This is a genomic window from Fibrella arboris (assembly GCF_041321095.1).
GTDB lineage: Bacteria > Bacteroidota > Bacteroidia > Cytophagales > Spirosomataceae > Fibrella > Fibrella arboris.
In genome coordinates, this window is the sequence record NZ_JBGGWE010000013.1 from 1 (window position 1) to 13033 (window position 13033).

General features: G+C 55.6%; 11 protein-coding genes. 10 read left to right on the top strand and 1 reads right to left on the bottom strand.

From position 1 onward, the window contains the following. Positions 1-127: 127 nt before the first annotated feature. Positions 128-1306: a helix-turn-helix transcriptional regulator gene (locus ACAW75_RS20410; protein ID WP_370730604.1), complete on the bottom strand. Its 1179-nt coding sequence runs from the start codon at positions 1304-1306 to the stop codon at positions 128-130. A gap of 237 nt (positions 1307-1543) precedes the next feature. On the opposite strand from ACAW75_RS20410, the gene ACAW75_RS20415 reads away from it, so the two are divergent. The 10 genes from ACAW75_RS20415 to ACAW75_RS20460 all read left to right on the top strand — a co-directional run bounded on the left by ACAW75_RS20415 (position 1544) and on the right by ACAW75_RS20460 (position 12959). After that, on the top strand, positions 1544-2707 hold the full coding sequence (locus ACAW75_RS20415) for a PAAR domain-containing protein (RefSeq protein ID WP_370730605.1): 1164 nt from the start codon (positions 1544-1546) through the stop codon (positions 2705-2707). 54 nt (positions 2708-2761) lie between these two features. Next, complete coding sequence (locus tag ACAW75_RS20420) at positions 2762-3193, top strand: hypothetical protein (RefSeq protein WP_370730606.1); 432 nt, start codon at positions 2762-2764, stop codon at positions 3191-3193. A gap of 11 nt (positions 3194-3204) precedes the next feature. After that, on the top strand, positions 3205-4245 hold the full coding sequence (locus ACAW75_RS20425; RefSeq protein ID WP_370730607.1) for a hypothetical protein: 1041 nt from the start codon (positions 3205-3207) through the stop codon (positions 4243-4245). 113 nt (positions 4246-4358) lie between these two features. Further along, a complete protein-coding gene (locus ACAW75_RS20430; RefSeq protein WP_370730608.1) occupies positions 4359-5081 on the top strand; it encodes a hypothetical protein in 723 nt (240 codons plus the stop codon). After that, entirely contained in the window at positions 5078-7846 is a 2769-nt protein-coding gene (locus ACAW75_RS20435) for a TonB-dependent receptor (RefSeq protein ID WP_370730609.1), read from the top strand. The genes ACAW75_RS20430 and ACAW75_RS20435 overlap by 4 nt, the downstream gene beginning before the upstream one ends. A 3-nt stretch (positions 7847-7849) precedes the next feature. After that, positions 7850-9010 (top strand): DUF4249 domain-containing protein, encoded by a 1161-nt coding sequence (locus ACAW75_RS20440; RefSeq protein WP_370730610.1) that lies wholly within the window; start codon positions 7850-7852, stop codon positions 9008-9010. Between the two features lie 2 nt (positions 9011-9012). Then, entirely contained in the window at positions 9013-11400 is a 2388-nt protein-coding gene (locus ACAW75_RS20445; protein WP_370730611.1) for a hypothetical protein, read from the top strand. A gap of 101 nt (positions 11401-11501) precedes the next feature. After that, positions 11502-12014: a hypothetical protein gene (locus ACAW75_RS20450; RefSeq protein WP_370730612.1), complete on the top strand. Its 513-nt coding sequence runs from the start codon at positions 11502-11504 to the stop codon at positions 12012-12014. 374 nt (positions 12015-12388) lie between these two features. Beyond that, entirely contained in the window at positions 12389-12745 is a 357-nt protein-coding gene (gene yidD / locus ACAW75_RS20455) for a membrane protein insertion efficiency factor YidD (protein WP_370730613.1), read from the top strand. Positions 12746-12764: 19 nt separating this feature from the next. Beyond that, positions 12765-12959 carry a hypothetical protein gene (locus ACAW75_RS20460; RefSeq protein WP_370730614.1) on the top strand — a complete coding sequence of 65 codons (195 nt, stop codon included), beginning with the start codon at positions 12765-12767 and terminating at the stop codon, positions 12957-12959. Positions 12960-13033 lie beyond the last annotated feature (74 nt).

The window sequence follows — 13033 nt, forward strand, 5'->3', positions numbered from 1 at the left end:
TTCCTCCCTTCCTCCCTTTCCTCCCTTCCTCCCTTTCCTCCTTTCCTCCCTTCCTCCCTTTCCTCCTTTCCTCCCTTCCTCCCTTCCTCCCTTCCTCCCTTCCTCCCTTCCTCCCTTCCTCCCCCCCTCACTTCAACCGTTCCACTTCGTAACGGAGCTCGTCGGCTAATTGGCGGATGCGGTCGTAGCGGGGGGCTGGCGGCGGTAACTGCTGGCTGACAAAGGCTTTCACGTCCCACACTTCCAGCACGTCTTTTAGCGCTACTTCGCGGTTGGGTACGTTCGGCTTGTCGGCGGTGAGCAGCAGCGTGCCTTTGTCTTTTATCTGGCTAAATACCCGCCGGGCCAGAATGCCCTGGTGCTGCACCAGCAACACATAGAACTGCCCGTCGGTAATCTCGAACCAGTTGCGCACAAACTGTCCGATCAGCCAGGCGCCGGGGAAGGTAAAATCACTGTCGGCTTCGAAGGCACGGTATTGCCCGACCGGTAGCATCGGCAGACGCATGGTTGGCAACCGACTCAGGTAGTCGGGCTGCTGAAAACGCTGCTGGTAATCGCCAAACTGAGCCTGATACACATAATGAATCACCTGCGCCTGATCGCTGGCGTGTGCCCGTTCGGGCATAGGAGCGGCCGGGGCCGGGGCTTTTTCAAAATGATTGTTGAAGGTCGGTAAGGGTTCGGCCCCGGCCGCAAACCCATCGGCACCGCGACTGACGGTGAACGCCGGGGTTTGAACGGGTTGCCCCGACCGGGCCCGTATTTCCTCGTACAACGGACCTGGCTGGGGCACGCTCCGCTCGGTTTCGCCCCGTTCCAGCGGGTTCGGACGCACCGGCGTGGGCGACGGCCGATCGGCGGCCGGGCGTTCCGACGGGGCTTTGTAATATTTTTCCAGCACGTTAACCAGCGGCTGGGGCTCGGGGCCGATCAGCTCCCGATCGACGGGTAATTTGGGGTCGCTGATTTGGGGGGGAGAGGTAATAAAGTCATCTTCCTCATCGTCGGTATCGCTGAAGATGGGCGGTGGAGAGGCTGCTCTGACCCCGCTACCAGGCTGACCAATCGGCAGGCTTAGGTCTGGCGTTTCACGGATCTTGCGTAAGTCCTGCTTCAGTAGCTGATCAACGGAGGTATTGAACAGTTTAGCAATCGTGATGAGGGTGTTCCAGTTCGGGTTGGCCCGCGCTTCCTCATACGCCCCCAACAGCGACCTTTTTATGCCGATACGCTGCGAAAACTGCTCCTGCGTTAAGCCATTCAACTTTCGTAAGTATTTGATGTTGTTGCTGACGAGCGTCATGGACGGAACGGGTTTGGTAAAATTTTTAGTAAAGAACGTTTTTTTTCCAGTTCATCCCTATGCCTCTACCGGTCGACTGCCTGAAAAAAGGCGTAGGCCAACGTACCTGCCCAATGCCTGGACGCTACCGGTTGGCCGCTTAAGCGAACGGCACCCTGCTTTTTGGGGGCAACATCGAATCGTTCGTGCTTATTAAGTACCTTGAAGACGGTTTTTATAGCTAACCTACCTGTAACGATGGGCAAACCAGCAGCCCGCATGCTTGATGTAGCGGGCCACGGTGGCAGCCTGGTGCTTGGCTCCACGAACGTTTTTATTGGCGGGATGCCCGCCGCCCGCAAGGGTGACCCCCTGGTTTGCCCGTTTCACGGTGTCGGCGTTATCACGCAGGGGTCGATCACCGTGCTCATCAATGGCATGCCCGCCGCCCGGATGACCGACTTGACCGGTTGCCTGACCGTCGGTATGTCGGCGATCAGTGTGCCGCTGGTGTTGGGGCCTCCGCCGGCCCCGCCCGAAGGAGCCCCACCGCTGAAAGGCGTTGCCAATGGGTCGCCGCAGTTTCAGGGCAAATCGCACGAGGATACTGACAACAAGGGTCCCGGTGTCATGGCGATCCACGCGGAAGGTCAGGTGACAGATACCGACAAAGATGGCTCGTATGATACGGTAGAAGGAGCAACCGAGGCCGTTCGGATGCGTAACCAGGCCTACGGGGATCTGGGGCCGATCGAGGGCGGGGTTACCCACAACATGGATGTATTCTACGCCAACGGCAAAGCTACTTCACGGGCTGGATATGGCTACGGTGTGGGCGGAACCGCCGAAACAGGGATGATGAAATGGGGAGCGGGCGGGTCAATTGCGCCCGCCAATTCCAGTGGCCGCAACGCCTACGCGGCTGTGGGCGGCGAAGCCAATATGTTTCGGGCCAAGGCAGAGGGTGATCTGCTGCTTGGCAACGATGGCGTGCGTTCGGGTTTGATCGTTAAAGGCGAAGCAGGTGCCGATGTGTTGCAGGGCGAAGGAGTAGGCACCGCTACAACGCCCACTATCTTTGGCATTAACATGCAGGCGAAAGGCAAAGCCAGTGCCGCGGCAGGCACTGCGGCTATTGGCGGCGGCGGGTGGCTCTACTACGATCACGCTGAGGGTCGGCTGAATATTGGTGTCAGTGGTAAGCTGGGAGCCCTTCTGCTGGGAGCCGGGCTGGAAGCCAGCCTCTCGATCGGCCGGGAATACAAAGACCCGCCCCCCCCACCACCTGCTGCCCCTGCCCCTGCTCCACCCCCGCTGTTGGCACCGCCCCAAATCGATTTCCTGAACACGCCGGGGTTTGGCGCTGCGGGTATTCCGGGAACCGTTGTTTCGGGCTGCATAAACGTATTGATTGGCGGATAGCCCAACCGGGCCGGTAACTGGCCTGGGGCTGAACCCTATAGTTAGACTGATCCTATGGAGACTTTCGGTAAACTTATTGGCTTTGCCATTTTCAGTATTGGTGTACTTGGTATCTACTTCCTGATGAGCGGACGTGGCCGCCTCGATAAGTTGGGTACGTGGTCGGCCCTGGAAAAAAGCTTTCGTATCGACGCCATGCCGGCCAGCCATACGTACACGTCTGGACTAATCGGTTTTTTTACGTTTACAGACACGCTGAAGATTGCCTTCGATGCAACGGGTATCTTCCTCGACGTACCTGATTTCTTTCGATTTGGCAGCAAACCGCTTCATATTCCCTATAGCGCCCTGACGGTCTCCACCAAAAACCCCACGCTGACATTCGGCTTTCGCACCTACACTCAATTTATCGTGGCCAACCAGAGCGTGTGCATAGAACAGGCAGAAGCACAGAAAATTCTGGCGCGGCAGGCTGTTCACCCTTAATTGTCTTTCCCATGGCGTACCCCTTTCCCATTCAATCGCCCTTCAGCGACGCACAGCTACAGCAGCAGTTTGGTATTGTCACCGATGAGCTCGACCCCGACCCGGCCCTTCACTTTAAACTGATGGTGCCCCTGAATTGGGGACAGGTCAAATTCAGCCGTCGGCAGGTGACGCCTCAGCAGCCCTTTCAACTTAGGGGCCATTTGACCTCGATGGCCGGTCCGTTGGCCGAAGCAAAAGTGTATATCGTTTATACCCCCGAAGAGCTTTCGCCCTGCGACTGGCTATCCATCTACCTGGAACACCAGCAGGAAACCGTTCTCCATGAACGCCATACAAAACAGGAAGGCGGCGCTATACCCGACGTTTTGTCAGAGGCAAACGGGCTCATTTCCCGGTGGCTGGTGCTGAAAGACTGGGCAAGATCGGGCGGGGCGCACCTGTTCGTGCTTCAACTCAGCACCGCCGCAGCGGCATACACGGCTCACCTGGCAGACGTGTTCGTTGCCTGTCTGTCGCACTTCGACCTGCTCCACAGCACGGGCTGGGCCTACGCCGAGCCGCTTCGAACGTTGGTACGGCCAGCGCCGATACCCCTCCAGACAGCCTTCCCGATCTCCTGGCAACAACTCGAGAATCCACTGGGCAACGAGCTTTTTTACCAGGTTCAGCTGACAAAGCAACTTCATGACCAGCGCATTGGCCGGATATACATTGCCACCGTTTCGCAACAGGCCGAACCAGATATGACCCGGCTACCCAGCCTCTTCAACGAACAGTATCACCGTGATGGAATCGCGTTTGACTCCCCTCACTTCAAGGCACTTCCCCCATTTGGCGGGTTGCAACGCGCCTGGTATGGGCACGTGGCACAACACCCTGCTGCCGGGAACGTACCTGCGTATGAACGGGAGATCGTGGTGGGGCAGGTGGGGCAGACCTGGTTTTATACCGAACAGCTGTCGTTTACCCGGGCCGTGTCGGCCGAGAGTTGGGCCATTGGCAAGCGGGCATTCGAAATCATCCTCGACCGGCTCGTGGTTCAGCGCTAATCCACTTCACGACGTACCGCCAACGCGATATGTCGCATTAAATAGATTATTGAATCAACGTAAGTTCATAAACTTATTTGAGCTGGATATAGATTGCAGCTTCTTTTCATGCTATGATGCGTTTCCTCTTTACACTGGTCTGGGGTAGTCTACTGTTGGTGCCCGCCCATGGGCAATCGACCAGCCGCGACAGCACCGGTCTTACCCGATCGGCCCTTGCCGTTGCACTGGCCCGGCATGATCAGGTCAGCACCACGCCCGAACACCTCTACGATGGCCCCGAATACATCAGCTACGACCGGCGACTGACCGGCCACGCCTACTACCCGAATGACACGATGCAGCAGGGGCAGATCACCTATAAAGGCACCCGCTTCGACGTACCGATGCTCTACGATATTGTGAAGGATGTGCTGATTGTGGTGCATTATAGTGGCTATCGGTTAGCGTTGCACTCAGACCAGGTGCAGACGTTTACGTATACGGGCCACACCTTTATCCGGCTCGACAGCGCCGCGCAGGGTATGCCGAGTGGGTTCTATGATGTATTGTACAATGGACCCACCCAGTTACTGGCCCGTTACAAAAAGGAGGTGCTGGTGAACCCCACCTCCTTTGGCTATGGCATCTTCAATCCGAAAACAACGTACTATCTCCGCAAAAACGGCCAGTACGTGCAGATCAGGACAAAGCGGGCCATACTCGCCCTGCTGGAAGACCGGCGGAAGCAACTGGCCACCTATAGCCGTCAACAAAAGCTCAAGTTCCGCCCCTCGCCCGTTGCGGCTTTTTTGAAACTTGCTCAACAGTATGACGCCCTGACCAACTCATTATGACCAACTTGTACCGTCTGTTTTTACTAGCTTTAGTGCTGGGTACGTTAGCGCAACGGGGCTTTGGCCAGACACCCCAGTCGATTACGATCAACAGTGTCAACTCGCTATCGTTCAGGCAGTTTGTTGAGGCTGTGGAAGCCCGCACCGCCTACCGGTTTTATTACAACCCTGCCGACGTAGACAGTGTGTCGGTACAAGGGCAGATTTCCGACAGGTCACTGATTTCGGTCTTGACCAGCGTGTTCGACGGCACACCACTACGCTTTGCCATCGATGCGCGTAACCGGGTGCTCATCACGGCCAATCAGGCCATTCGTACCACGTTACCCGCCGGTTTTTTCGACCGGGGACCAGCCAATCCGGCCGATGATACCACAAACGTTGAGTATGGAGCCGCCCGCGAAAAGGCCCGGCTGTCGCTGGAAACAAAACTATTCGAGATTGGCTCCAGAGGCAGCGGAAGCCGCACTGGCAATGCCACACTCGCCGGACGGATCCGCAGCACCACCACGGGCGAACCAGCCATCGGTGTCTACGTGCTGATCGACAAGCCGCGGATTGGCGTCACCACCGATCAGTACGGCACCTACTCGATCAGTCTGCCCCGCGGTCGGCACGAGCTGAAGATCAGGAGCATCGGCATGAAAGACACCAAACGTCAAATCCTGCTTTACGGCGACGGCAAGCTCGATATCGACATGGATGAAGAAGTTGTGCCACTGCGGGAAGTCATTGTTGGTGCTAAAAAAGACCTGAACGTGGCTGGCCTGCAGATGGGAGCCGAACGCCTCGACATCCGCACGATCAAGCAGGTACCCACGGTGCTGGGCGAAGCCGACCTGATCCGGGTGGTGTTGACGTTACCGGGGGTCAAATCGGTGGGCGAAGGAACGGTTGGCTTTAACGTACGCGGCGGTTCGGCCGGGCAAAACCTGATCCTGTTCAACGACGCCGTGATCTACAACCCATCCCATCTTTTTGGTTTCTTCTCGGCCTTCAACCCCGATGTCATTAAGTCGGTGGAGCTGTACAAAAGCGCCATTCCAGCCCGCTTTGGTGGTCGGCTCTCCTCGGTGCTGGATGTCAGTACCCGCGACGGGAACAAGAAAAAGCTCGTTGGATCGGGAGGGATCGGTCCGCTTACCGGCCGACTCACGCTGGAAGGGCCACTTCTTTCCGAAAAAACGTCATTCCTGATCGGGGTGCGCTCCACCTATTCCGACTGGCTCCTGAAACAACTGGCCAATGCCGCCTACCAGAATAGTAAGGCCTCTTTTTATGACCTGAACCTGCACCTGACCCACGAAGCCAACGAGAAAAATACCTTCTACCTGACGGCCTATACCAGCCGCGACCAGTTCAAGCTGAATAGCGATAGTCTGTATACATACCAGAATCAGGTGGCCTCACTCAAATGGAAGCATATCTTCAGCAGTAAACTTTACGGGGTCCTGACGGGTACGTACAGCCGGTATCAGTACGACGTGTCGAGCGATAAGAACCCGACCAATGCCTTCAAATTTGGCTTCGATATTAAGCAGAGCGCGCTGAAAGCCGATGTCAACTATTACCCGAACGCGCAGCACACCATCGATTTCGGGATCGGTAGCACCCTCTACAAACTCCAGCCCGGCAACCTGCAACCCAGCGGGGCCGCCTCGCTCATCGCCCCCAACGTGGTGCCCGGCGAACAGGGCGTCGAATCGGCCCTTTACATCGGCGACCGATTCGACCTGAGCCAGCGGCTGTCGCTCAATGTGGGGCTGCGTTATTCGCTCTTTATGAACCTGGGGCCCAGCCAGGTGTATGGGTACGTACCTGGCGTGACGCGCACAGAGGCCAACATCATCGACACCGTTTCCTATGGTGGCGGGCGTGTCGTGAAAACCTATCAGGGGCCCGAATACCGCGTTGGACTGCGCTACGCCATCACCGACGATCTGTCCGTAAAAGCCAGCTACAACCGGATGCGGCAGTACCTGAATATGTTATCGAACACGGTGGCCGTTTCACCGCTCGACATCTATAAGCTGAGCGACGCCTACATTCAGCCGCAGCTTGGGGATCAGTATTCGCTGGGTTTCTATAAAAATCTGCGCGCCAACACCATCGAGGTATCACTGGAAGGCTACTACCGCACGTTGACCAACCAGCTCGACTATAAAAGTGGGGCGACCCTGCTGCTCAATCATCACCTCGAAACCGACGTGGTGCGGGCTGAGGGCGTAGCCTATGGCGTTGAGCTGATGGTGAAGAAACTGACCGGCAAGCTGAACGGGTGGGTCAGCTACACGTTTGCCCGCTCCCTGCTGCGAACCGTTGATATGTATGCATCAGACGTGGTGAATAACGGTAACTGGTACCCCAGTAGTTACGACAAACCCCATGACATTACGCTGATCGGTAACTATAAGATCAACCGCCGGTTCAGCATCTCGTTCAACGCCACCTACAGCACTGGCCGCCCCATTACCCTACCCCTGGCCAAATACGTGCTGGGTGGAGCCGAACGGGTGTTTTATTCAGACCGCAACCAGTACCGTATACCCGATTATTTCCGCACCGACCTCTCGATCAACATTGAGGGGAATCATAAGGTCAAGAAGCTGGCGCACAGCTCCTGGACAGCGGGTCTGTATAACCTGACGGGCCGACACAATCCTTATTCCGTGTATTTCAATTCAGGCAATGGCGCCATCCGGGGTTACCAGCTCTCCATCTTTGGCAACCCGATACCAACACTCACGTACAATTTCAGATTCTGACGAATGACTACTTTCACCTATAAACGATGGGCCCTCTACGGGATCTTACTCCTGCTGATTGGCAGTTGCATTGACCCCTATCGGCCACCACAGATAACAGCGCCCAACCAGTACCTCGTTGTCGACGGGTTTTTGAATGGTGGACTGGGCAACAGCGTCATTAAACTCTCGCGCACCCAGAACCTGAGCGCGACGACCAAACCGGTTGTAGAAACAAAGGCGGTCATCAAAGCCGAGGGCGTTTCTGGCGAAACCTTTTCCTTCGTGGAGGGCGCTACAGGTACGTATACGCTGGCTAACACGAACCTGCCCATTGGAAAATCGTACCGGGTACGCATCAAAACAGCGGGCGGCAGCGAGTACCTCACCGACCCGATCACGATCAAGCAAACCCCCAAAATCGATAGCCTTTCCTGGGCTATCGAGAACGATGGACTCCAGATCTACGTCAACGCCCACGACGCCACGAACAAGACACGCTACTACCGTTGGGAATACGAAGACACGTACGAGATTCGCACACCCTACGAGTCGCCCTTCGATTATGTCAATAACCGGGTTGTGATGCGTACCAGTCCGCCCGTCAATCATTGCTGGAAAACGCAGGTATCAACGGCCATTCTCCTGGGCAATACGTCCCGGCTGACGCAGGATGTGCTGAATAAGGCGCCACTCTTGTTTATCCCCGGCAGTTCACCCAAGCTCTGGATCAAGTACAGCCTGATGGTGAAGCAGTATGCCCAGTCGCCGGAGGGCTACGCCTATTGGGAGAATCTGCAAAAAACGACCGAACAGCTCGGCGGCCTGTTCGACCCGCTCCCCTCCCAGATAAGCAGCAATGTTCATAGCCTGACCAACCCGACCGAACCCGTAATCGGCTTTTTGGACGGCTATACTACCGAGCAGGTACGTGTGTTTCTGACGCGCCCCCTCGATCTACCGTACAATTTGCTGCGCACAGGATACGAGCAGTGTAAACTGGATACTATTCCCATCCCGGGAGAGGCACCTCCAGTGCCACTTAGTTCCTTATTAAGCCCGGGAGGTGGCTACATTGCCATTAAAGAACTGACGCCCAACGTGCAATACCTGGCCACTGGTACGCATTGCGCCGACTGCCGGGATATCGGCACCACGACAAGACCCTCTTTCTGGCCCCAATAAGGATGAAAAACGTATTGACAGCGAGCGGTCTGCTACTGGCGGCTCACCTTACGCTGGCCCAGCAGCCGGTGCTTCCCCGGCTTCAGCAGCAACTCGACCTATACCGGAGTCAGTCGCTTCAGGAAAAGCTGTTCGTGCATACCGACCGGTCTTTCTACCTGGCTGGCGAACGGCTCTGGTTTAGTTTGTTCTGTGTCGACGGCACCACCCATCAGCCGCTCGATCTGAGCCGGATAGCCTACCTGGAAGTGCTGGATCGGGACCAGAAAGCGGTAGCGCAGGCGAAAGTAAGCCTCGACAGCAGCCGGGGAAATGGCTCGTTGTATCTGCCTACAGCCCTGGCATCCGGGCAGTATGTGGTACGGGCCTATACGCAGTGGATGAAGACCACGAATCGGGAGTTCCTTTTCGAGAAACCCATTACCATCGTCAATTCATTCCGCAGGCTGGGGATGCCGACGCCAACCGATTCGCTGACCTACGACGCCGAGTTTTTCCCCGAGGGCGGCCACCTGGTCAACGGGCTGCCTGCCCGGGTAGCCTTCAAACTGACGGACAAAAAAACGGGCCGGGGCGTCGATTGTCGGGGGGCACTCGTGGGCGCGGCCAATGATACGATTGCGCGCTTTTCGTCGCTGAAGTTCGGGCTGGGTACGTTCACGTTCACGCCCGTTCCCGCTGCCCGCTACCGGGTTGTGCTAACCGCCCGGAATGGTCGTTCGCTGAGCCGACCGCTCCCCGCCATCGACGAAGCGGGCTACACCATGCAGGCGATCAGTCAGGGCGATGGTCAGCTACGCATCATGGTGGCCTCCAATCTGCCCAATGCCACGACCGTATACCTGATTGGCCATACCCGGCAGCAGGTGAACGTAGCCAGAGCACTGCCTCTGGTCAGTGGGCAGGCGCAGTTCTCCTTGCCGGTCACTAGTTTGGGAGAAGGCATTTCACACCTCACCCTCTTCGATGCGACTGGTCAGCCTGTTTGCGAACGACTGGTTGGCCGGCGGCCGCAAACGGGCCTTTCCCTCCAGCTAACGCCTAACAAAGCCAGTTTTGCCCCCCGCGATCAGGTGCAGGTCAGCCTCACCGCGGCTACGCTGGCTGGCGCACCGGTGGCTTCAAGTGGTTCCATCTCGGTTTACCGGCTCGACTCGCTGCAAACAGACGAAGGACTAACCCTGCCGGATTACGTCTGGCTGACGTCTGATCTGCGCGGCAACGTGGAGTCGCCCAGCTTCTACCTGCGCCAAACCGGTCCCCAGGCAGACGAGGCCCTCGACAACCTGCTGCTGACCCACGGGTGGCGACGGTTCAGCTGGAACAACGTGATTCAGCCCAAACCGCTCTCATCCGATCAGGTCCCGGAACACCGTGGGCATGTTATTCTGGGTCGTGTAACCGACTCCCGAACGGGTATGCCCGCGGGCGATATCCAGACGTACCTGGCCATACCGGGTAAATCCATCCAGCTCTACAATTCGCGCAGTGATGCCAAAGGACTGGTGCGGTATGAGCTGACCGGCGTATACGGCCCCAACGACATCGTGGTACAAACCGCCAGGAACGACAGTCTGTACCGGGTTGAATTGATCAATCCGTATACGGAAACCGGCACCATGCTTCCCTTTCCTTCGGTAGAGCTGCAACCGGCGGTGAGCGAGTCATTGCAGACACGAAGCCTGGCCATGCAGGTGCAGAACAGCTATTTTACTGCGTTTGCCGCCACCGCCCTACCACCAGCTATTGACAGTACCACCTTCTACGAAAACCCCGATGAGCGGTACTACCTGGATACGTACACCCGCTTTACGGTGTTGGAAGAAGTCTTGAGCGAATACGTACCTGGCGTGCACGTGCGGCGACAGAACGGCCATTTTGAACTGCGCGTCACGAACCTGCCCTACCGGCTACCGTTCGAGGAAGATCCACTGATGCTGCTCGATGGCGTACCCATCTACGACACCGACCGGCTGATGGCATTTAGTCCGCTGAAAATCAAATCTATGGATGTCGTTACACGCCGGTACATGCTGGGCTATGCTAATTTTCCGGGGATCATCAGCTTTAAAACGTATAAAGGTGATCTGGGAGGTTTTCAGCTCGACCCGCACGCGGTTGTACTCGAATACGACGGATTACAGACACGCCGGGAGTTTAGCGCGCCAGCCTACACGACACCAACGCAGCTGGCCAGCCGCCTGCCCGATTTCCGTAATCTGCTCTATTGGAATCCGGCGGTTACCACTGGCCTACAAGGCAAAACCAACCTGACTTTCTACACCTCTGACCAGGAAGGCCGTTATCTGCTTGTTGTGCACGCCATGACGCCCGATGGTCAGTTCGCCACTACGCAGCAGACCATTTCGGTGCAGGGCGCGCTGAAATAACAGCTGCTCTCTGTAGTGTACTGCACTTGCTTTGCTTGTCAACGGTGTACGCCTAACAAACCAGCACATAGCTTCCTGTCCTGGGCTTCCTTTTATCGTCTATGCAATTGTCACTTTGGCTGGTTGGCTTTCTTTACACCCTACACTGTTCCTCGGCTAGTGCTGGTCTGGGCCAGCCCAAAAACGGATCAGCACCGGTTGGCTGGCAGTACCAGCAAACGACTGATCGGGCGACGGGGACAACTCACAAGGCCACCCTGGAGGCAACGAATCTGTTGCAACTCCCCTATCCGTATGCTGGCGGCTCGGTGGTTACCTTAACGATTCGTCATCGGGCAGGTAACACAACGGCCTATTTATCTGTCTCAAAAGGCTTGCTGGCCCCCAGTTATCAGGGTGGGAAAGCGCTCATCCGGTTCGGTACTGGTCAGGCCGTGACCTACACACTCACCGCAGCAGCCAATGGCCGGGGCAATCTGCTTTTCTTCGACGATAATCAGCGGCTCATCCGGCAACTTCGCACCGCCAAAGCAATGGCCATTCAGCTAAAAGTAGCCGGCCAAAATCTGAACGAAATCAACTTCACATCAGCCGGCTTTCGCTGGACTCATTGAGATTTCTAAAAGCCTTAGAGGCTGTTTGAGGTAGCCAACTCGTCGCGTAGCGACTTAATGTCGGTAGAAAATTGAGTTGATTGAATCTCCTTCCGTCGCATAGCGACCTGACAAAAGCAGATCAGTCAGGTCGCTATGCGACGGAAAAGCTTATAGAAAGACACATAACTACAGACATTAAGTCGCTACGCGACGAGTTGACTAACTCAAATAGCTTCTTAATCTTTTAAAAAATGTGGGTTTATCATCTATAAGGCTACGTTTAATAAAGTTGGGACTTCATAATGGTCAACCTACTAACAAGAGCTATATATTTAGCGGTGTTCTCGATTGCAGTATGATCAGAATGTAAACCCTTGTCAAAGGAGTAGACTTTGGTACATAAGCCGCATAGTATAGTCATTGAAGGACAAGAAGTCGAACTTCTTGCTGATCCTTCGCTCACACCTGGCATTCTACGTGCATTAACCGGCACAACGCCACTCGATGACCAGGTTGACAACCTCTTACCGGTCATAAGACCGCTCTGGCTCGCAGTCATTACTAAAACTCTTCGCTGGTATCGGTTTCAAATCTCACCCAAATTGGGGCAACGATGCGTTTATGAGCCAAGTTGCTCACGTTACTCAGAGTTAGCTTTTCGTAAATATGGCCTCTTTAAAGGATTCAGCCTCACGGTAAAACGGCTTAAACGTTGCAAACCAGGTATGGGTGGCACCGATATGCCTTGAACTTCAAACTATATATACTATGCAATATTTCATTGAACCAATCGGCGCCCAATTTGCGAATAAGGCTTTACCTGACCTGGCAAATAGATTTACAGCTCGCTCCAAAGAAGGCTTTGAGCTTCATTCTGTGTTTCAAGTGAGTCAGCCCGGATGTTTAGGCATTGGACAACCAACTATCACGTATTTAGCAATTTATGCCAAAAAAGCGGATTAGTATGTGGAGCCTTCTCTGGACTCCTCAATATAAACAGGACATAACCCCTTAAAACGCACAGTTGATTCGACCAT

Coding starts and splice junctions, on each gene's coding strand:
- ACAW75_RS20410 (WP_370730604.1), bottom strand. CDS start 1,306: ATGACGCTCGTCAGCAACAACATCAAATACTTACGAAAGTTGAATGGC.
- ACAW75_RS20415 (WP_370730605.1), top strand. CDS start 1,544: ATGGGCAAACCAGCAGCCCGCATGCTTGATGTAGCGGGCCACGGTGGC.
- ACAW75_RS20420 (WP_370730606.1), top strand. CDS start 2,762: ATGGAGACTTTCGGTAAACTTATTGGCTTTGCCATTTTCAGTATTGGT.
- ACAW75_RS20425 (WP_370730607.1), top strand. CDS start 3,205: ATGGCGTACCCCTTTCCCATTCAATCGCCCTTCAGCGACGCACAGCTA.
- ACAW75_RS20430 (WP_370730608.1), top strand. CDS start 4,359: ATGATGCGTTTCCTCTTTACACTGGTCTGGGGTAGTCTACTGTTGGTG.
- ACAW75_RS20435 (WP_370730609.1), top strand. CDS start 5,078: ATGACCAACTTGTACCGTCTGTTTTTACTAGCTTTAGTGCTGGGTACG.
- ACAW75_RS20440 (WP_370730610.1), top strand. CDS start 7,850: ATGACTACTTTCACCTATAAACGATGGGCCCTCTACGGGATCTTACTC.
- ACAW75_RS20445 (WP_370730611.1), top strand. CDS start 9,013: ATGAAAAACGTATTGACAGCGAGCGGTCTGCTACTGGCGGCTCACCTT.
- ACAW75_RS20450 (WP_370730612.1), top strand. CDS start 11,502: ATGCAATTGTCACTTTGGCTGGTTGGCTTTCTTTACACCCTACACTGT.
- ACAW75_RS20460 (WP_370730614.1), top strand. CDS start 12,765: ATGCAATATTTCATTGAACCAATCGGCGCCCAATTTGCGAATAAGGCT.